Origin of the sequence: Lysobacter sp. 22409, assembly GCF_052045105.1 — a bacterium.
Lineage (GTDB): Bacteria > Pseudomonadota > Gammaproteobacteria > Xanthomonadales > Xanthomonadaceae > Lysobacter > Lysobacter antibioticus_B.
Map to the genome: position 1 here is coordinate 32480 of NZ_JBQEOE010000038.1, position 20499 is coordinate 52978.

The window sequence follows — 20499 nt, forward strand, 5'->3', positions numbered from 1 at the left end:
TCATCCCGAACAACATCAACCACCCGGAAAGCGAGCCGATGATCATCGGCCGCAACTTCCTGACCAAGGTCAACGCGAACATCGGCAACAGCGCGGTGTCCTCGGGCATCGCCGAAGAAGTCGAGAAGCTGGTGTGGTCGATCCGCTGGGGCGCCGACACGGTCATGGACCTGTCCACCGGCAAGCACATCCACGAAACCCGCGAGTGGATCATCCGCAACTCGCCGGTGCCGATCGGCACGGTGCCGATCTACCAGGCGCTGGAAAAGGTCGACGGCCGCGCCGAAGAACTCAACTGGGAGATCTTCCGCGACACCCTGATCGAACAGGCCGAGCAGGGCGTGGATTACTTCACCATCCATGCCGGCGTGCTGCTGCGCTACGTGCCGCTGACCGCCAAGCGGGTGACCGGCATCGTCTCGCGCGGCGGCTCGATCCTGGCCAAGTGGTGCCTGGCGCACCACAAGGAGAATTTCCTCTATACCCACTTCGAGGAAATCTGCGAAATCATGAAGGCCTACGACGTGGCCTTCTCGCTCGGCGACGGCCTGCGTCCGGGCTCGATCGCCGACGCCAACGACGCGGCCCAGTTCGGCGAGCTGGAAACCCTGGGCGAGCTGACCAAGATCGCCTGGAAGCACGACGTCCAGACCATGATCGAAGGCCCCGGCCACGTGCCGATGCAGTTGATCAAGGAGAACATGGACAAGCAGCTCGAGGTCTGCGGCGAAGCGCCGTTCTACACCCTCGGGCCGCTGACCACCGACATCGCCCCGGGCTACGACCACATCACCTCGGCGATCGGCGCGGCGATGATCGGTTGGTTCGGCACCGCGATGCTCTGCTACGTCACCCCGAAGGAGCACCTGGGCCTGCCGAACAAGCACGACGTGCGCGAAGGCCTGATGGCCTACAAGATCGCCGCGCACGCGGCCGACCTGGCCAAGGGCCACCCGGGCGCGCAGGCGCGCGACAACGCGATGAGCAAGGCGCGTTTCGAGTTCCGTTGGGAAGACCAGTTCAACCTCGGCCTCGATCCGGAGCGCGCCCGCGAGTACCACGACGAGACCCTGCCGAAGGACGCGCACAAGGTCGCGCACTTCTGCTCGATGTGCGGCCCGCACTTCTGTTCGATGAAGATCACCCAGGACGTGCGCGACTACGCCAAGGAACACGGCGTCGAAGAAGTCGCCGCGCTCGACGAGGGCATGGCCGAAAAGGCCGCCGAGTTCCGCGCCCAGGGCGCGGAAGTCTATCGCCGCGCCTGATCGTCGCAGGCCGTCGAGAAAATCCGGCGCGACGCGGCTGCGTCGTGCCGGATTTCCAACATCGCGCCGCTTCTCCTGTAGGAGCGGCATAAGCCGCGACCAACCGAAGCGTCGTACGAAAGCGTCGCAGCCGAAGTTCCGATGCGCGGATGCCCGATCTTTTGCCGTTGGGTAGGAGCGGCGCAAGCCGCGACTAACCAAAGCGTCGTACGAAAGCGTAGTAGCCGAAGTCCCGAACTCCCGAAACCCCACGGCTCTGATCGAATGCGATCCGGATGCCTGCCGCTTCGGAGGCTTGCGTGGTATCCGGCCTCCTCGGCTGATCGCGGCTTGCGCCGCTCCTACTCTTGAAGCGGTTGCGAGGCTCACCCCTCTGTGCGCCGTCCGCCAAGTCCTGCACACTCTCGCCGCATGAGCGACCGTAGCTACACCTCCCTCAAATGGCGCGTCCACGCGCGACGCCATCCCTCGGCCTTCCTGCTCGCGGCGCAACTGCTGAGCATGCTCGCCTATCCCCTGTTCGAGCCGTCCGGCGGCGGGCGGGTGGTGTTCGGCGCCTTCGGCGTGCTGGTGCTGGCGCTGGCGGTGTGGGTGGTCAACCGCAGCCCGGCGATCAAGTGGATCGCCTGGATCATCGCGGTGCCGGCGTTCGTGCTGTCGGTATTGTCGGTGCTGTTCGCCAGCCCGGACCTGCTGATCGCCTCGTCGGCGCTGGAGGCGGCGCTGTACTTCTACGCCGCCGGCGCCCTGATCGCCTACATGATGAGCGACCATCGGGTGACCGCCGACGAACTGTTCGCGGCCGGGGCGACCTTCACCCTGTTGGCCTGGGGCTTCGCCTACGCCTTCCTGGTCTGCCAGGCCTGGTACCCGGGCAGTTTTACCGGTGCCGAGCGCCCGGGCGAGCCGCGTACCTGGCTCGAACTGTTGTTCCTGAGCTTCACCAATCTGTCGGCGGTCGGCCTTGGCGACATCTTGCCGATGAGTCCGGCGGCGCGGGTGCTGACCATGTTCGAGCAGTTCGCCGGGGTGGGGTATATCGCCGCGGTGGTGTCGCGCCTGATCGGCCTGACCATCCTGCGCAACGAGCGGCAGTGAGGCAGTAACACCCCCGGGTTACAGGACAATGCGCGGGCCCGGAGCCCTTTTGGAACGATACGTTCCGGGGTTTTGGCCGGTTTGGGGCCGCCTGCGTCACTCGAACAGGTCCGGCTCAGCTTCGCGGACGCTAGAATAGGCGGTTCCAACGCGCTTTTCCGATTGCGCCATCGCGCCATGCCGGATATGTCGGTTTGTCGTTTCGCCGCCCATGCGTTCAGGCACATGACCGGCGGCGGGCGAGTGCGCATCATCAGCAGGATTCATGCCGCGAATTCACGAGCCATCGTTACCGACTCCGCCCGCCGAGCAGCTGCGGGTGGGGGAGTGCCTGGTCGACATCCCCTTGCGCGAGATCCGCGCACCGGGCGCCCGTCGGCCTCGCCGCATCACGCCCAAATCGATGGGCGTGCTGCTGGTGCTCGTCGAACACGCCGACCGCGTGGTCAGCCGCGATGCGCTGCTGACCGAGGTCTGGCCCGACACCTTGCCTACCGACGACGTCGTCACTCAGGCCATCACCCAACTGCGCAAGGCCTTCGACGAAGACCGCGGCAATCCGCGCTACATCGAGACCATCGCCAAGAACGGCTACCGCCTGCTGGCTGAGGTCGAATGGCTGCCGCAGGAGAGCGCGGCCTCCACCCACCACGAGCCGGCCGACGACGTTGAAATATCGACCGCGCCGGCGGCGCTGATCGACGAGCGTGTCGAACCGGTGCCCTTGCCGAACCACCCGCGTCCGCGCGGCACCTGGCGTTCGATCGTCGGCGTGATCGCGCTGGTGATCGGCCTGGTCGGCGGCCTGGTGTGGTGGTCGCTCGCGCGCCAGCCGCAAACGCAGGCGGCCGTGCCGGCGGTCGACCCGGCGCGCGCGACCAATACCCCGCGCCCGTATCGCCTGATCACTTCCATGCCCGGCTTCGAGCTCGCCCCGACCTTGTCGCCGGATGCGGCGATGGTGGCCTACGTGGCGATACCCGAAGGCCAGCGCGGCACCGCCATCCTGGTGCAGACCACCGACCAGACCCCGCCGCGCCAGCTCACCCAACCTAATGGCCAGGCCGAGGACAGCGCCCCGGCGTGGTCGCCGGACGGTCGTTCGATCGCCTTCCTGCGCCTGGAACCCGGGGTGTCGTGCCGGGTGCTGGTGATCGCCGCCAACGGCGGCGCCGAGCGCGAAGTCGGCACGTGCGACTCGCGCAACCCGCCGACCTTCGACTGGACCGGCGACGGCCGTGGCCTGATCTTCGGCAGCATGTGGACCCCGCAGGGCATCGTCGGCATGCGCGTGCTCGACCTCGCCAGCGGCGAGTGGCGCGCGGTGCCGTATCAGCCCGGCGCCGGCAACCTCGACCTGTCGCCGCGGTTTTCGCCGGACGGGCGTTGGCTGGTGTTCGTTCGCAACAGCCCGCAGGGCGATTTCTGGCGCCTGCCGGCCGAAGGCGGCAAGGCCGAACGGCTCAGCCACCTCAGCGCCGACGTGCGCGGCTGGGACTGGTTGCCGGACAGCCGCAATATTCTGTTCGGGCGGATGATCGACGGCGACACCCGCATGTTCCGTCTCGACCTGGACACCGGTCAGGCCCGCGACCTCGGCATCGAGTCGGCGCAGGCGCCGGCGGTGGCGGCGGCGCGGCCGGCCGCGGCCTTCGTCCAGCGCAAACCTTATTTCGGCCTGTTCCGGGTGGTGCTCGGCGACACCTCGCAAGGCGCGGTGCATGTGGTCGACCCGCTGTTCCCGTCCTCGGCCCGCGACATCCTGCCCACCATCGCCCCCGACGCGCACCAGATCGTGTTCGTCTCCGACCGCTCCGGCAGCACTCATTTGTGGTGGGCCGACATGGACCAGCCCGATTCGTTGCGCATGCTGCAGGGCGTGCAACCCGGCACGCGCTATGCGCCGTCGTGGTCCAACGACAGCGCGCGGGTGACCGTGGTCGGGCCGGACGCCGAAGGCCGCAACGTGGTCCACGAGATCGTCCCGGCCAGCGGCCGCGTGACCCGCCTGCCGGTGCCCCTGCCGGACCCGATCCAGGCCGTGCAACTGCCCGACCCGCATCGCCTGCTGGTCCTGGCCGGCACCGGCGACGGCCGCCTGAGCCTGAATCTGTTCGACCGCCGGCTGACACCCTGGCGCCTGTTGAGCCAGTTGGCCGACGTCTCCGAGGTTCGCGTCGACGGCGCCCGCAACCGTCTGCTGTTCACCCGCCAGACCGAGGCCGGGCTGTGGCAGTCGGATCTGGGCCTGACGCCGGCCAGCGTCCGTCGCATCGGCGACGGCGAACCGGTCGCCGACCGCTACCGGCTCTGGGACGTGGCGACCGAGACCGGCGAGCTGCGCTATCTCGACCAGCAGCCGACCTGCCTGTCCCTACTGCGCCGGATCGCCTCGCCGGAGTTGCCGCCGTCGGTCCTGTGCCTGGACCAGAGCCGGCGCTCGGCGATCAACGGATTCAGCCTGAGTCCGCGCGGCGACGCGGTTTATCTGGCCCTGGCCAAGTGGGACGGCGCTGATATCGGTTACATGGACCTGCCCGAAGAGCCGAAGACCTTCGTGCCCGGCTGGCTCAACTGATTGATTCTGCAAACAAATGTGCTTTCGGAAAAGCTTCGGTTGTGACGTCGTTCCGAATTCGCCTAACTCTCCGTCAAATTTCTGAAGTCGCGCGCCGGACTTAGGCAAAACAACACCTCATTCTCGGCACATGAGGTGGACCAATGGAGCAAGCATTGTGGGCGGATCGCGGACAGCTGTTGCAGCTGGACGCTCAGGATCCCGCCATTCAGGCCAGTTGCGTCGGCGTCTCCCGTCTCGGCAGCGCCCAGCTGTCGGGCACGCATTTTTCGATCTGGGTCCAGCTGCGCGGCAGCTCCTGGGTCGAAGCCAAGGAAGGTAAGTTCCGCCTCAAGCGCGGCGACTGGATCGCGTTCGAACGCGACTCCAAGCCGGTCCTGCAGGCCGACCGCTACGGCGTCTGCGTCGGCCTTAACCTGACCGCCGACGCGATCAAGGCCATGACCCGGCTCGCCGAGTGCAGCCTCTATGCCGGCCGCGGCCGCATGAGCCGCCATGACGCCCGCATCGCCCTGCGCCTGTGGCGCCAGGCCCATGCCCGCAACGGCGAGGCCGACGGTGGCCTGGACATCAACGCCCTGCGTCCGATCCTGTTGCACCTGGCCGGCGTCCAGCGCGAGCTGACCGCTCGCATCCAGCGCTGCCCGGGCCGCTCGCGCAGCCGCAAGCGCCAGGTGTTCGGCCGTCTGCAGCGCGCCCGCCTGTACCTGGAAGGCAACTGCGACCGCGTGGTGCGGATCAGCGAACTGGCCGAACTGACGAGCTTCTCGAGCTGGTACTTCTCCAAGACCTTCCACAGTCTTTATGAGGAGAGCCCGCAGGCGGCGTCGGCGCGCATGCGTCTGGAGCACGCGGCCGATCTGCTCAAGAACACCTCGATGATGATCGGCGAAGTCGCCGCCGCCAGCGGCTTCGACAATTGCTGCAGCTTCGCCCGCGCTTTCCGCGCACGCTTCGGCACCTCGGCGACGCGTTACCGCAGCGCCGCGGCCAGCGCGAAGCTGGAATCGGCCCAGTTGGCATCGGCGAAGCCGGCGGCCGCACCGCTGCGCAAGGCCGCATAAGCCGCGTCGGTTACCGCAGCAGCAACATCGCGACACGTGGAGCGGCGCACGCGCCGTACGCAACACCGCAATACGTAAGCAGGACGACCGCTGAAGTTTCGAATGCGCGCCGCGCGCGCATCGAAACTTCGGCGACGATCGTGGCCCCGGCCACGAGCGCAGGGCCAGCCCGGCACGATCGCCGCACGCGATCTCCCAGCACGCAACGCCATTGCGATTTCTTTCTCCAGCAACCTGCGCTGAATCGTTGCGCAGCCGTGCGCGGTGCGATGCCGCGATCGCCGCCGTTTCGATTTATCGGTCGTTCATGCCGAGCGCATCGACAGCATCGGCAAACCTTCTCGTCTTCGCGCGCAAACCTGCGCATCGCCTGAGTGCGTCGTCGCATCGACTCGCTGTCGAGGTTCGATCGCGACGCGCGCATCGCGTTTTCATCGGCGCTTGATTGCATCGTTGCGTTGTGACCACGACCGCGACGACTCAATCGGCAAAGTCTCCCGGCCTCAAGGGCAAAGCAGCATCGGCTTGCGGGTCGTACTTTTGCAAAGCGTTTTAACACGCCCATAACGAGATTACTGGAGAGAGATAGATGAACCATCGCAGTCTGCGCCCCGCGGCGCGGTACGGCTTGCTGCCGTCCGCCATCGCCACGGCGTTAGTGACGGCCCTGATTCCGGCGATCGCCGGCGCACAGGAAGCCGACGCCTCCAATCAGGCCACCACCACCCTCGACCGCATCGAAGTCACCGGTTCGCGCATCCGTCAGGCGAATCTGGAAACCTCGCAGCCGGTCGTCACGATGACGCGCGCCGACATCCAGAAGCAGGGCTTCACGAGCGTCGCGGACATCGTCCAGAACATCACCGCCACCGGTTCGCCGGCGATCTCGCGCGCCGACGCGCTGGCGTCGGGCGAAGACGTGGGCGGCCAGTACGTCGACCTGCGTAACCTCGGCCCGCAGCGCACGCTGGTGCTGATCGACGGTAAGCGCATGGGCATCAGCTCCAGCGGTTACTCCGACCTGGCGTCGATCCCGAGCTCGATCGTCGAGCGCATCGAAGTCCTCACCGACGGCGCTTCGGCCCTGTACGGTTCGGATGCGATCGCCGGCGTGGTCAACATCATCACCCGCAAGCGTTTCGACGGCCTCGAAGCCAGCGCCTACCTCGGCCAGTACGGCCAGGGCGACGGCAACAAGGAAGTCTATAACTTCGTCGTCGGCCAGACCGGCGAGCGCGGTTCGGTGACCCTGGGCGCCGAGTACAGCAAGGAAGATCCGGTCATGGCCCGCGATCGCGCCTTCACTCGCTACCCGAACGGTCGTGGCCATCCGTTCCCCGATCAGGGCGGCGCCAACGGTGGCGTGCGCACCAACGGTTGGAGCGCCATCAACCAGTGGGGCACCCTGTTCGACAACGCCGATAACGCGCTGACTGCGAACCGTGGCACCACCGATACCTCCAAGCTCGCGAACTTCCACGCGACGAACCCGCTGACCGACTACACCAACGCCAACGAAGAGATGTATCTCTCGACCGGCCTGGAGCGTCGTTCGGTGTTCGCCAACGCCGAGTTCGACATCACCGACAACCTGCGCGCCAAGGCCGACGTCCTGTACACGGACCGCGAAGCCACCCAGCAGATCGCCGGTTATCCGTTCCGCTCCACCGGCTTCAGCGATCGCTATGAAGGCGACCTGAGCCTGAAGGCCGGCAGCGCGTTCAACCCGCTGGGTTACGACGCCGACTTCTACCGCCGTGGCTGGGAAGTGCCGCGCCAGACCAAGTCCGAGCTGACCACCTACCGCTTCAGCGGCGGCCTCGAAGGTTCGTTCGAACTGGCCGGCAAGCCGTGGGATTGGGACGCTGGTTACATGTACAACCAGAACAAGGGCGTCAAGACCGGCACCGGCAATCTGTACCTGCCGCACGCCGAGAAGGCCCTGGGCCCGTCGTTCATCGACGCGAGCGGCGTGGCCCGTTGCGGCACCGCGGCCAACCCGATCGCCGGCTGCCTGGCCTGGAACCCGCTGCTGGGTCCGGACGTCAACGCACCGGGTTCGTTGAACAACAAGGATCTGCAGAAGTACCTGTACCTGCCGACCCACGACACCTCGACCACCAAGACCGAGGTCTACAGCCTCAACCTCAGCGGCGTGCTCGCCACGCTGCCGGCGGGCGACCTCGGCCTGGCGGCCGGTTACGAGCACCGCAAGGAATCGGCGCACTACTCGCCGGACGCCCTGCTGCAGTCGGGCCTGAGCACCGACCTGGCCGGTAGCGAAACCCAGGGCGGCTACTCGCTCGACGAGTTCTACGTCGAACTCGCCGTGCCGGTGCTGGCCGACGTGGCCTTCGCGAAGGAACTGTCGTTCAGCCTCGCCGGCCGTTACTCGGACTACAACACCTTCGGCGACACCACCAACGGCAAGTTCAGCCTGAAGTGGAAGCCGATCGACGACCTGCTGGTGCGCGGCACCTACGCGACGGGCTTCCGCGCCCCGACCGTGGCCGACCTGTACGGCGGCGTCAGCGAGAGCTTCGACAACTACACCGACCCGTGCGATACGTCGTTCGGCTCGGCCGTGCGTAACCCGCAGGTCGCTGCGCGTTGCGCAGGCGTGGTCCCGGCGAACTTCCGCCAGGTCGCTTCCGGCGGCCGTCCGGCCACCGGCCCGAACGCTCAGTCCGACAGCGCTTTCCTGTCCGGTTCGAACCCGAACCTGATGCCGGAAACCTCGAAGTCGACCAGCATCGGTTTCGTCTACAGCCCGAGCTACGTCAGCGGCCTCGACGTCAGCCTGGACTGGTGGAAGATCAAGATCGACGACGTCATCGCGGCTGAAACCGTCACCTCGATCCTCAACAACTGCTACGTGCTCGGTATCGATTCGGCCTGCGGCCGCTTCGTGCGCGACACCGACGGCCAGGTCGTGGGCGTGACCCGCAACCTGATCAACGGCGGTTACCAGGAAACGGCCGGTTACGACCTCGGCATCGCCTACCGTCTGACCGACACCCGCTTCGGCAACTTCTCGTTCACCTGGAAGACGACCTACGTCGACTACCTGGAATACAAGCGCGACGGCGAGTCCACCACGCCGGTCGAGCAGCGTACGAGCTGGGTCGCCGATGGCCTGAGCAACTTCCGCGTGCGTTCGAACTTGAACGCCGACTGGAGCCGCGGCGACTTCGGCGCAAGCTGGGGCGTGCGTTACTACTCCGGCCTGAAGGAAGAGTGCGCGTATGACCTGAACGGCGGCGCGGAATGCGACAAGCCGAACTACCAGTCGGGTTACAAGGGCATCCAGCCGATCCGCGAAGTGGGCGCCAACACGTTCCACGACGTGCAGGTTCGCTACAACACCCCGTGGAACGCCACGGTGGCGGTGGGCGCGAACAACGTGTTCGACCACGTCGGCCAGACCATGTACAGCCAGCCGAACAGCAGCTTCGCCTACAACGGCAGCTTCGACATCGGTCGCTTCGTGTACATGAAGTACACCCAGCGCTTCTGATAAGCGTCAGGTAGTACCGCAATACGACTACGGCCCCGAAAGGGGCCGTAGTTTTTTGTGGTGGCGGCCGGCGAGGTTGTGGGCGTTGGTTCTGGCCGATTAGCCAGGGAAACAAAAAGCCGCCCGAAGGCGGCTTTTTGTTGTTATGCCGATCTATCGAAGATCAGAACTTCGGCTTGTCTTCTTCCGAGGTGGCCGCGTAGCGCTCGATGGCTTCGACCAGGATCTTCTTGGCTTCCTCGGCATTGCCCCAACCGTCGAGCTTGACCCACTTGCCCTTCTCCAGGTCCTTGTAGTGCTCGAAGAAGTGGCCGATGCGCTCGAGCCAGTGCGGGCTGACCTGTTCGATGTCGTGGATGTGGCTGTAGCCGGCGAAGACCTTGTCGACAGGCACGGCGAGCAGCTTTTCGTCGCTGCCGGCTTCGTCGGACATCTTCAGCACGGCCACCGGACGGCAGCGGATCACCGAGCCCGGGATCAGCGGCAGCGGCAGGATCACCAGCACGTCGGCCGGGTCGCCGTCGCCGCAGACGGTGTGCGGGACGTAGCCGTAGTTGCAGGGATAGCGCATCGGGGTCGACAAGATGCGGTCGACGAAGATGGCGCCGGAGGACTTGTCGACCTCGTACTTGACCGGCTCGGCATCCTTCGGGATTTCGATGATGACGTTGATCTCGTGCGGCGGATTCTTGCCGGTGGAAACGAGGTCCAGACCCATGTGTGCTCCGACTGCTGAGGCCCGCTGGAAGGCGGGCGGTGAAAGAAAGAGGGCCATTCTACGCGGCTGGGTGCTGCGTTGCAGCACGGGGGCAGGCGGGCTCGGCCGGGAGCCGCGGCCCGCGTAAATGTCCAATCGGCGGTAAAACAACGGCTTCGTGCGCGCATCGGCGGCCAACCGCATCCGAGCGACGCGGCCATCGAACGCCGGTGGCGATCGTGTCAAAAAGCGTCCAGGCGCCGTCCAATACGAGGCGGGCAGGGTTTCGGCCGGTGCCCTTGCCGCTCTCCGCGTGGGGTGTTAATCCTGCATTTAGATCGATACAAATGCGAGGGCGGCGATGGCGTGGTGGGGCTATGTCGAGCAAGAGCTGATCGGTTTCTTCGGCCTGGGGGCCTTGCTGCAGCTGTTGGCCGAGCAGGGCTACCGGGCGCTGCTCAGCACCGACGGGGCCGCGGCCTTGTTGTACCCGGTCATCCCGATCCTGCTGGTGTACGAACTGTTGCGTACCGTCGCCCAGCGCCGCTTCAAGCTCGAGGACTACAAGCTCCCGTTCCTGACTCTGCTGGCCAACCGGCTGATCTCGACCTTCCTGACCTTCGGCGTGGTGACCTTGTGCATCGGCCTGTTCCAGCCGTATGCGCCGTTCCAGGTCGGCATCAGCGCGCCCGGGCTGATCTACGGCTACCTGGTCTGGGAGTTCGCTCATTTCGTCTACCACTACCTCGCCCACAAGGTGCGCTTGCTGTGGTGCCTGCACTCGACTCATCACGCGCCGGTGGCGATGAATCTGTCGGTCAACTACGCGCATTTGTTCCTGGAAGCGCCTTACGCGGATCTGGTGCGCACTACGATCTGCATCCTGGCCGGGGTCGAGCCGCCGCTGCTGTTGCTGATCATGTTCGTCGACGGGCTGTGGGGGCAGTTCATCCACCTGGGCGAGCACGCGCTCAAGGACGGGCGCCTGGGGTTGCTGCATCGGGTGATCCTGACGCCGGCGCACCACCGCGTGCATCACGCGCGCAACGCGGTCTACATGGACACCAATTTCTGCAATCTGCTCAATGTCTGGGACCGCGTGTTCCGCACCTATCAGCCGCAGCGCGAGGACGTGCGGATCGAGTACGGCATCACCCGGCCGCTGAAACCCGGCAGTTTTCTCGATGCGTATCTGGGCGAATTCGCTGCCTTGCTGCGCGACGTCGCCACCGCGCCCGGATGGAGGAACAAGTTGCTGTATCCGATCATGCCGCCGGGTTGGAGCCACGACGGCGAGCACAAGACCGCCGATGTCAGCAAACGCGCCTGGCTGGCGCAGCAGGGGGCGCCATGAATCGCTGGCCGATCGTGTGGGTAGTGCTCGCCGTGTCCTGGCCGACCGCCCTCGCATACGCGGGCGAGCCCGCGCGAGCCAATCTCGCCTTGCATCGCCCGGCCACCGGTTCGGCGATCTGCAAGCCCGGCGAGGAAGCGGAGAAGGCGGTCAACGGCTTGCTCGCCAGCAAAACCCACGACAAGTTCTGTTCGCTGCAGCGGCCGGCCTGGCTGCGCATCGATCTGCAAGCCGAGCGCGAGCTGCGCGGCTTCACCGTCAAGCATGCGCAAGCCGGCGGCGAAGCGGCTGCGATGAATACGCGTGCATTCGCGCTGTCGGTGTCGAGCGATGGCGCGAGCTGGCGGCAGGTGGCGAAGGCCGACGACAACGTCGACGGCGTCAGCGTGCATCGCATCGCCCCGACGCGGGCGCGTTATGTGCGCCTGGACGTGAGCCAACCGGCGCAGGACCCGGCCGATCCGGCGACCCGCATCTACGAAGTCGAAGCCTGGTAACTCCTCGTCGCGCGCCGTCGGGCCGGCGTTCGGGCGCTCCTGGGGTCGACCCTAGCGTGGGTACGCCCTAGCTTGGATGCGGCCATACGTCTGCGTATCTAGGAGGCTCGTACTCCGTCCATCGCAGGCTTGCCATGTCCGTACAGCTCGACGCCACCCGTTCCGCGCCGCCGGCCGATTCTTACTGGAACGATCCGATCGCCGCCGACCCGAACCGCCTGGCCGAGCCGCAGCCGCCGGTGACTGCCGAAGCGGCGGTCGCCGAGCTTGCCGAGCCGGACCGCCCGGCGCTGGACGGTGCGGTGGCGATCGACGGCAACGACACCAATCCTCAGCAGCGCAGCGAGGGCCGCACGCCGGACGGCAAGACCGTGCAGATCGATCCGCTGCACCAGGGCGCCGAAGTGTCGATAGCGCGCGAGCAGACCCTCGCCGACGCCGGCCTGGGGCGTACCTATGTCAGCACCGATCAGGTCGTGCTGACCACCGGCGCCAAGAACGACGACGTGCAGATCACCCAGCGCGACGACGGCACCCTCGATGTCGGCATCAACGGCGAGAAATACGAGGTGCGCCTGGGCGAGAACCAGGAGCTGACCATTCGCAGCGGCGCCGGCAACGACACCATCAACGTCGCCTCGAACGTGAAAGTGAACATCGTCGTTGACGGCGGCGCCGGCGACGACAAGATCGCTACCGGCGCCGGCAACGACCGCATCGACGGCGGCCTCGGCAACGATGTCGTCGCCACCGGCGCCGGCCGCGACGATGTGTTCGGCAACCGCGGCGACGACCGTCTCGATGCCGGCGATGGCGACGACGTGGTCTATGGCGGCGACGGCGTCGACACGCTCGGTGGCGGCAACGGCGTCGACTTCCTCGAAGGCGGCCAGGGCCAGGACACGCTCGACGGCGGCGCGGGCAAGGACATGCTGTCGGGCGGCCTCGACGACGACAGCTTGCGCGGCGGCGACGGCGACGATGCGGTCTACACCGGCGCCGGCAAGGACACGGTCGACAACCGCTCCGGCCACGATACGGTGTATGCGCAGCAGGCCAGCGACCTCATCAACGCCGCCACCGGCGCCCGCAACACGGTGATCAACGTCGAGATCAGCGCCAGCAAGGGCGTGACCATCGAGGGCTCGGACGCGTTCAGGCAGCGCGTCGGCGCCGAGATCGAGTTCCTGCGCAGCTCGCCGAACGGCCAGCAGATGCTGGCCGAGTTCGATAAGGCGGCCGCGCGCGGCAACTCCGTCACCATCAAGGAACTGGCGAACGAGCAGAACGGCTACGCCCAGACCTTCAGCAACGACGCCGACATCGTCAACGGCAAGCCCGGCGCCGGCGGCGACGTGCAGATCAGCTACAACCCTTCGTTCCACATGGCCGAGTTCCCGGCGCCGGTGGTGGTGCTGTATCACGAGATGTCGCACGCCTATAACGGCGTCACCGGCACCTTCCAGCCGGGCACCTACCGCGGCACCGGGCCCGACAACGGCGAGGTGCCGAACGCCGAACGCCAGGCGGTCGGCCTGGAGACCAGTGCGCCGGCCTACGATTTCGACGGCGACCCCAATACGCCCAAGACCACCGCCAATCCCGACCACCTGACCGAGAACGGCATCCGCGGCGAGCTCGGCTTGCCGGACCGGCCGAGTTATTCGCTCTGACGGCGCGCCATTCATCGCGCATCGCGACGACGGTCTCAGGAGCGACGAGCGGCAGCCCGCGTTCATCGCGGGCTGTCCGACTTTGTCTAGGATCGCTGGATAGTCGTTCTGATTCCCGGATGAGGCGTGCGCCGAGGCAGTTGCCATCCTCCATCGCGTGCGCCGATTCTCCGTACCCGAGACGAGCCCTGGCATGAAGTCGACGCAGTACCCTCGTTACGCCTGCATTCGCCGCCTGCTCGTGTGTTCGATGGCGCTCGCCGCGAGCGCCTGCGTGCATGCGCAACCCTCTTCATCCGCGGAGTCCGACCCCATGCCTGCTGACCGCGCTTCGGCTGCCGCCCATATCGCGAAGGTGCAAGGCCGCGGCGTGGCGCTCGAAGCCGAGTTCGCTTATGCGGCGTCGAAACGCGTGTTGACGGTGGGCTATCGCCTGCACAACCTCGGCGATGGACCGCTCGCGGTGTTCGATCGCGGCGACCGCCACGCCGTGGCGACAGGGCGACAGAAGGCCGGCGCGATCGCGGCGCCGACCGTGCAGACCGAGAGCGGCGATGTTTCGTTGAGCCATGCGGCATCGCCCCTGCCGCGACCTGCGCCGACCTTGCCGCCGACGCCGTTGGCGATTCGTGTACCGGCGGGCGCGGAGACGGCAGGGCGTTTCGAGTTCGCGATACCTGGCGCCGATGCGCCGAAGCGCTTGCGCTGGTGTCTCGGTGTGGCGACGTTCGACGACGGCGATTTCAACGCGCCGGAAAGCGTCGGCGAGGTCGAGCTCTGGCGCGCCTCGTTTGCAGTCGCCGAACGGCAGCAACTCGTGTGCACGCCGTGGTTCGATATCGCGGCGAATGCATTCGCGGGACAGTGAGTTGGGTGGTGGGAAGATAGTCAAAAGAAAACGGCGGCCCAGGCCGCCGTTTTCGGTTTTGCGAAGCGGCATCGGCTGTCGGGCCGATGCCGGTGCGCTTACTCGACTTTCACTTCCACTCGCCGCGCTTCTTCGGCGCTGCCGCCGCCGGTGGTGACCATCGGTTTGTCGAGGACGATGCGGTCGGCGCCGATGCCCTGCGATTCCAGCCAGCCCTGCACCGCTTGCGCGCGCTCCTTGGCCAGCTCGGCATTGGTCGCCGCGCCGCCGGACTCGTCGTGGAAGCCGGAGATGCGGGCCTTCGTCGACGGCTCGGCCTTCAGTGCGGCGACCACGCCGGCCAGATCGGCCTCGGCGCTGGCCGGCGGGGTGGCCGAACCGACGTCGAAGTAGAGCTTGGCGCTGCCTGACGATGCCGGCGTGGATGCTGCGCTGTCGACGGCCTCGGTCGGACCCGATGCATCGATTGCGCCCGAGTCCACCGGCCCGCCGACGTCGGTCGCCGGCGCGGTCAGCGCGGCTTCGCTGACGCCGTGGGTGGCGGAAGCATCGCCCATTCCCGTCACCGGCAATAGCGGCACCAACAGCAAGGCGACGATGTTGATGATCTTGATCAGCGGGTTGATCGCCGGGCCGGCGGTGTCCTTGTACGGGTCGCCGACGGTATCGCCGGTGACGGCGGCCTTGTGCGCTTCCGAGCCCTTGCCGCCGTGGTGGCCGTCTTCGATGTACTTCTTGGCGTTGTCCCAGGCGCCGCCGCCGGTGGTCATCGAGATGGCGACGAACAGGCCGGTGACGATGGTGCCGATCAGCAAGCCGCCGAGCGCCTTCGGCCCGAGCAACAGGCCGACGACCACGGGCACCGCGACCGGTAGCAGCGAAGGCACGATCATTTCCTTGATCGCCGACTTGGTCAGCATGTCGACGGCGCGGTCGTATTGCGGCTTGCCGGTGCCTTCCATGATTCCGGGAATGTCGCGGAACTGGCGCCGCACTTCCTCGACCACCGCGCCGGCGGCGCGGCCGACGGCTTCCATCGCCATCGCGCCGAACAGGTAGGGGATCAGGCCGCCGATCAGCAGGCCGATGATCACCATGTGGTCGGACAGGTCGAAGTTGAACACCACGCCCGGATGCGCGGCCTGCAGGTTGTGGGTGTAGTCGGCGAACAACACCAGCGCGGCCAGCGCCGCCGAACCGATCGCATACCCCTTGGTCACCGCCTTGGTGGTGTTGCCGACGGCGTCGAGCGGGTCGGTGACCGCGCGCACGTCCGAGGGCAGCTCGGCCATTTCGGCGATGCCGCCGGCGTTGTCGGTGATCGGTCCGTAGGCGTCGAGGGCGACGATCATGCCGGCCATCGACAGCATCGAGGTGGCGGCGATGGCGATGCCGTACAGGCCGCCGAGCGCGTGCGAGCCCCAGATCGCCACGCACACCGCGATCACCGGCAGCGCGGTCGACTTCATCGACACGCCGAGGCCGGCGATGATGTTGGTGCCGTGACCGGTGGTCGATGCGGCGGCGACGTGCTTGACCGGTGCGTACTGGGTGCCGGTGTAGTACTCGGTGATCCAGACGATGGCGCCGGTCAGGATCAGGCCGATCAGCGCGCAGCCGTACAGGTTCGTCGCGCCGTGGCTGGCATCGCGCATCAGCTCGGTGGTGATCGGATAGAACGCGATCGCCGCGAGCACTGCCGAGACGATCACGCCCTTGTACAGAGCGCCCATGATCGAGCCGCCGGCCTTCACCTTGACGAAGAATGCGCCGATGATCGAGGCGATGATCGACACGCCGCCGAGTACCAGCGGGTACAGCACGCCGTTGGCGCCGACCGTGCTGGCCATCAGGCTGCCGAGCAACATCGTCGCGATCACCGTGACCGCGTAGGTCTCGAACAAGTCCGCGGCCATGCCGGCGCAGTCGCCGACGTTGTCGCCGACGTTGTCGGCGATCACCGCCGGGTTGCGCGGGTCGTCCTCGGGAATACCGGCTTCGACCTTGCCTACCAGGTCGGCGCCGACGTCGGCGCCCTTGGTGAAGATGCCGCCGCCGAGTCGGGCGAAGATCGAGATCAACGACGAGCCGAAGGCCAGGCCGACCAGGGCGTGCAGCGCTTTTTCGCCGGTCACGCCGAGCTTGGCCAGCGCGAGCCAGTAACCGGCCACGCCGAGCAGGCCCAGGCCGACCACGAGCATGCCGGTGATCGCGCCGCCGCGGAAGGCGACGTCCATGGCCGGGCCGATGCCCTTGCGCGCGGCCTCGGCGGTGCGCACGTTGGCGCGCACCGAGACGTTCATGCCGATGTAGCCGGCCGCGCCCGAGAGCACCGCACCGATCAGGAAGCCGATCGCGGTCGGCCCGCCGAGCGCGAACCAGATCAACACGAACAGGACCGCGCCGGCGATGCCGATGGTCATGTACTGACGGTTGAGATAGGCGCGTGCGCCTTCCTGGATCGCGCCGGCGATCTCCTGCATTCGTTCGTTGCCGGCGGGTTGAGCGCTGATCCAGCGCGCGGACACGATGCCGTAAAGGATCGCGATGACGGCGCAGCCCAGCGCCAAGGTCAAACCGTACTGCTCCAGCATGAACCCCTCCCCAAGTGTAGAAGTGGACATCACAGGACAACGGGTCGATCGTGTTGTGCCGCGGAAAGCTGTTGGCCGGTGTGCCGCGGAATCGCTTCTTGCGCTGATGCGTGTTGCATTGCAGCGACGCCGTGCTGCGAACACGGCGGTGTCGCGACTATCGCACACGCACTGGGCCGGTGAAACCTCGCGACCGCGGGCTGGCGCAAGGGCCCAGCGGCCATCGGCGGGGCTGCGACTGCAGTCACGGATCGGCTCCGGTTCGTTCCCGGGATCGACCCCGTTATCGCCTTGACCCGTGCACGCGCGCGCTGTGACGCAGCAGCTGAATACGCGCGGTGCGCAGCGACCGGCGCAGCGGCATGCATGGGCGCGCGGACGCTCGCACGGCGCCGACAGGCCATCGGTTTGACACTGCCTGCGCTGCGCCGCTTAGATCGATGGCGCGCATCGTGCCGGCCAGGGAATCGCCACGGTCTGCCGATGCGCACTGCGGGCACGGCCCGCAGGGGGAGCCACGGGCGGACGCGTCGTTGCGGCGCCGATGCCGGTGTGCGCTTGAGTACAGGAAAGGGTTTTCCATCGAACCTCAAGTCAGGAGATGTCCATGAGCAAGAAGCTGATCGCATGTTGTGTGTTCGTGTTCGGTATGGGGCTGGGGCTGACCGCCGCGGCCGGTGGGTCCAGCATCACGCCGGAAATGGCGCAGTGCATCTACGACTGCAAGCTGTCCGGCAACACCCAGGCCTATTGCTGGTCGTGCTGCGTGCAGAAGCAGTGCCCCATCCCGCTGGAATGAACCCGGCCGGTTGAACCCCGGGTCGTGCCGACCCGTGCGCCGGCCGCCGCTTGCAGGCGGCCGGCGCGTTCGCGGTTAGGGCCTGTGAGCGCCGTCGGCCGGGCTTCCGCCCCCGGCGGGCGAGGGTTCAGCCAATGCGTGCCAGTCTGCGCCGGCCTTGTGAGACCGGAGCCGACGATGCGATTCGTTCCCGTTTTATTCGTTTCGATGCTGTGCGCGGGCCTGCCTGCGCTCGCGACCGCCGCCGACCCGGTGCCCGAGATCAAGCGCGGGCCGATCCCGGCCCAGGCGGTCGCCCGCCTGCACACCCTGCGCCAGATTCCCGAAGCCTGCGCGCGGGTCGAGGGGATATTCACCGGCCAGGCCGCCGATCCCTACAAATTCGCGGTCGTGCGCACCAGCCCGAACTGTCAGCCCCGTGCGCGTTTCGTCGACGCCGCCAAGGCGCAGCCTTCCGAAGCCGGCGGCTGGAAGTTCAACGATCTGATCCGCGTGCCCAGCGCCGCCTGCCCACAGCAACAGGCGGTGGTGCGGATCTGGCGTAAGCCGGCCGCGGCCGCGGTGCCGCCGACCCTGGATGCGCAGGGCAAGTCGCGCTTGTACCTGCAGGACGAAAAGGAAAAGGCCGCGGCCAACAAGCTCGCCGCGATTCCGATGTTCGCTGCCGAAATGAAAGTCGAAGGCCAGGGCTGCGGCGGCTGAGCGAAGGCCTGCGCGCCTGCCGGACTTCAGCCGAAGAATCGTCGCGCGCCACGGCGCGCATAAAGAAAGGGCCGCAATGCGGCCCTTTCTTTCGTCCCGCTTCAGTGCGGCGGCTTCGTTGCGAAGCCGCTGCGCTTACTTGGCGACCCGGCAGTTGCCGATGTGGATCAGGCGGGTGTCGGCCTGGTAGGAGTCGAAGGTGCCGACCAGGTCGAGCTTGTCGCCCTTGCGCAAAGTCATCGAATAACCGCGCTGGTCCGAGGCCATGTGGCACATCACGCGGGTGAAGACGATGGCGTCGCGACTGCTCGGAATGAAGCCGGGCAGCAACGAGGGCTTCATGTCGTAGAACACGCTCAGGCCGCCGCTGCCGGATTCGGAACCCAGGAAGTAACCGCTGACGCGGTAGGTCTTGCCCTTGTTGCGCACGTCGATCATCGCGACGTTGTCTTCGACGGTCTTGGAGACTTCGTCGGCCAGCTTGATCGCCGAGATCGAGATCGGCTTGGCGCCGCCGGCGGCCTTCGGCGGTGCCTTGCCGGGCTTGAGCTGGTACAGCATCTTGCACATCGAGGTCTTGATCGAGTCGGCGTTGGCGAGCGCGCCGCGGCGCGTCTTCATCAACATCGTCACGGTGCCGTCCGGCACCGCGGTCACGTAGACCTGCAGGCCGCGATGGGCGACGTTCGGCGACACTTCGAGCAGCAGCGAGCCGGTCTGGCTGTTCGCGTCGATCACGTTCATGCCGTCGGACACGGCGATATTGTTCATCTGGCCGACCGCGCTGGCGACGCTGAGGCCCGGCACGGTGACCGAGGTCGAATACTCGGTGCCCTTGAGCGGGTTGCCGGACTTGGTGAAATTGTCTTCGCACTTGCCGGCCAAGGCCGAAGCCGAGGGCAGCAAGAGAATGAGCAGCGGTAACAGCTTGCCTTTCATGAAGGCCTCCTTGATGTGTCGAAACTCAGCGTCCGTGCGTCCGCCATTAGGTGCATGAACGCGCGCGATGGCAGAGTGCCGCAATCGCCCAGGCGATTCAACGGGTTTCGCCGCATGGTTAATGTGCTGTGTGCCTATTCCTGACGAAGCGCACAGCTTGCGGCGTCCGCGAAAACTGAACTCGCGCCCGCACGGGCGTCTGCAGCATCGCCTGCGCGCCAAGCCTCGATGGGCACGCGCCGCTGCGAGCGGCCCGTGCGCGCAGATATGCAGGCCGCGCGGGACGCGGCCTGCCGTCCTAGGTTCGCCGTCCTCAGCAATCCGGGTCCTGCTCGTAGCGGCGCTGCATTTCGTCGGGCTCGATCTGCTCGATGCTGTGGCCGATGTTCCAGCGATGTCCGAACGGGTCGATGACGGTGCCCGAGCGTTCGCCGTAGAAGTGATCGCGCGGCGCCATCGCCAGGTGCGCGCCGGCGGCGACCGCGCGTGCGACCACTTCGTCGGCATCGTCGACATGCAGGTGCAGGGTGTGGCTGTGGCCGAGCTCCGGTTCGGGACGGCGGATCTCGACCTCGGGGAATTCCTCGCACAGCATCAGGGTGGTGCCGCCGAGGTCGAGTTCGACGTGGCCGATGCGGCCGCCGGGTTCGACCAGGCGGAATTTTTCGGTGGCGTCGAAGACCTTGCAGTAGAACGCGATCGCGGCCTGGGCGTCGCCGACGCACAGATAGGAAAACAACTCGTGGACGGCCATGGCGGGCTCCGTGGTGGATGTCGGCGCCAGCATGGCTGCGGGCCGCTCGCGAGGATTGGAGAAAATTGACCGGCGTCGTCGAGTAGGAGAACCGCGT

General features: G+C 66.7%; 16 protein-coding genes and 1 pseudogene. 11 read left to right on the forward strand and 6 right to left on the reverse strand.

Going from position 1 to position 20499, the window contains the following annotated elements; translation table 11 throughout:
• Both thiC and ACTJJK_RS17830 read left to right on the forward strand, forming a co-directional pair.
• Positions 1-1268 (forward strand): phosphomethylpyrimidine synthase ThiC (thiC, locus tag ACTJJK_RS17825; RefSeq protein WP_440730853.1); only part of this gene is annotated, 1268 nt, incomplete at its 5' end.
• A gap of 411 nt (positions 1269-1679) precedes the next feature.
• Positions 1680-2366: an ion channel gene (locus tag ACTJJK_RS17830; RefSeq protein ID WP_031370343.1), complete on the forward strand. Its 687-nt coding sequence runs from the start codon at positions 1680-1682 to the stop codon at positions 2364-2366.
• Positions 2367-2462: 96 nt separating this feature from the next.
• On the opposite strand, the gene ACTJJK_RS17835 is transcribed toward ACTJJK_RS17830, so the two are convergent.
• The gene (locus ACTJJK_RS17835; RefSeq protein WP_161786062.1) at positions 2463-2633 is read right to left on the reverse strand and encodes a hypothetical protein; all 171 of its coding nucleotides are present in this window, start codon (positions 2631-2633) and stop codon (positions 2463-2465) included.
• Between ACTJJK_RS17835 and ACTJJK_RS17840 the strand changes: the two genes are divergently transcribed.
• The 3 genes from ACTJJK_RS17840 to ACTJJK_RS17850 all read left to right on the forward strand — a co-directional run bounded on the left by ACTJJK_RS17840 (position 2632) and on the right by ACTJJK_RS17850 (position 9525).
• Positions 2632-4944 carry a winged helix-turn-helix domain-containing protein gene (locus tag ACTJJK_RS17840; RefSeq protein WP_051884320.1) on the forward strand — a complete coding sequence of 771 codons (2313 nt, stop codon included), beginning with the start codon at positions 2632-2634 and terminating at the stop codon, positions 4942-4944. The two genes, ACTJJK_RS17835 and ACTJJK_RS17840, sit on opposite strands and share 2 nt — an antisense overlap.
• A 143-nt stretch (positions 4945-5087) precedes the next feature.
• Positions 5088-6008, forward strand: coding sequence for a helix-turn-helix domain-containing protein (locus ACTJJK_RS17845; RefSeq protein WP_440730854.1), 921 nt, complete (start codon positions 5088-5090; stop codon positions 6006-6008).
• 589 nt (positions 6009-6597) lie between these two features.
• Positions 6598-9525, forward strand: coding sequence for a TonB-dependent receptor plug domain-containing protein (locus tag ACTJJK_RS17850; protein WP_031370346.1), 2928 nt, complete (start codon positions 6598-6600; stop codon positions 9523-9525).
• A 163-nt stretch (positions 9526-9688) separates the two neighbouring features.
• Here the strand turns inward: ACTJJK_RS17850 and ppa are convergent, their stop codons facing one another.
• On the reverse strand, positions 9689-10243 hold the full coding sequence (gene ppa, locus ACTJJK_RS17855) for an inorganic diphosphatase (RefSeq protein ID WP_031370347.1): 555 nt from the start codon (positions 10241-10243) through the stop codon (positions 9689-9691).
• Between the two features lie 340 nt (positions 10244-10583).
• Between ppa and ACTJJK_RS17860 the strand changes: the two genes are divergently transcribed.
• The 4 genes from ACTJJK_RS17860 (at position 10584) to ACTJJK_RS17875 (ending at position 14614) form a co-directional block, all read left to right on the forward strand.
• A complete protein-coding gene (locus tag ACTJJK_RS17860; protein WP_440730855.1) occupies positions 10584-11576 on the forward strand; it encodes a sterol desaturase family protein in 993 nt (330 codons plus the stop codon).
• The gene (locus ACTJJK_RS17865) at positions 11573-12073 is read left to right on the forward strand and encodes a discoidin domain-containing protein (protein ID WP_223620993.1); all 501 of its coding nucleotides are present in this window, start codon (positions 11573-11575) and stop codon (positions 12071-12073) included. The genes ACTJJK_RS17860 and ACTJJK_RS17865 overlap by 4 nt, the downstream gene beginning before the upstream one ends.
• Positions 12074-12207: 134 nt before the next feature.
• Positions 12208-13746 carry a M91 family zinc metallopeptidase gene (locus tag ACTJJK_RS17870; RefSeq protein ID WP_223620994.1) on the forward strand — a complete coding sequence of 513 codons (1539 nt, stop codon included), beginning with the start codon at positions 12208-12210 and terminating at the stop codon, positions 13744-13746.
• 313 nt (positions 13747-14059) lie between these two features.
• Positions 14060-14614: a hypothetical protein gene (locus ACTJJK_RS17875; protein ID WP_440730856.1), complete on the forward strand. Its 555-nt coding sequence runs from the start codon at positions 14060-14062 to the stop codon at positions 14612-14614.
• A 98-nt stretch (positions 14615-14712) separates the two neighbouring features.
• On the opposite strand, the gene ACTJJK_RS17880 is transcribed toward ACTJJK_RS17875, so the two are convergent.
• On the reverse strand, positions 14713-15171 hold the full coding sequence (locus ACTJJK_RS17880; RefSeq protein WP_235186181.1) for an OmpA family protein: 459 nt from the start codon (positions 15169-15171) through the stop codon (positions 14713-14715).
• Between the two features lie 12 nt (positions 15172-15183).
• Positions 15184-17208 (reverse strand): annotated as a pseudogene (locus tag ACTJJK_RS17885) (sodium-translocating pyrophosphatase); the annotation flags it as partial.
• Positions 17209-17815: 607 nt separating this feature from the next.
• Between ACTJJK_RS17885 and ACTJJK_RS17890 the strand changes: the two are divergent.
• Together ACTJJK_RS17890 and ACTJJK_RS17895 are read left to right on the forward strand one after the other, a co-directional pair.
• Positions 17816-18007 carry a hypothetical protein gene (locus ACTJJK_RS17890; protein ID WP_152566055.1) on the forward strand — a complete coding sequence of 64 codons (192 nt, stop codon included), beginning with the start codon at positions 17816-17818 and terminating at the stop codon, positions 18005-18007.
• A 177-nt stretch (positions 18008-18184) separates the two neighbouring features.
• Entirely contained in the window at positions 18185-18709 is a 525-nt protein-coding gene (locus ACTJJK_RS17895; protein ID WP_440730857.1) for a hypothetical protein, read from the forward strand.
• Between the two features lie 135 nt (positions 18710-18844).
• Here ACTJJK_RS17895 and ACTJJK_RS17900 read toward each other — a convergent pair whose 3' ends face one another.
• Positions 18845-19648, reverse strand: coding sequence for a hypothetical protein (locus ACTJJK_RS17900; protein ID WP_031370355.1), 804 nt, complete (start codon positions 19646-19648; stop codon positions 18845-18847).
• Positions 19649-19961: 313 nt separating this feature from the next.
• Positions 19962-20402, reverse strand: a complete 441-nt coding sequence (locus ACTJJK_RS17905; RefSeq protein ID WP_440730858.1) for a VOC family protein — start codon at positions 20400-20402, stop codon at positions 19962-19964.
• Positions 20403-20499: the final 97 nt, after the last annotated feature.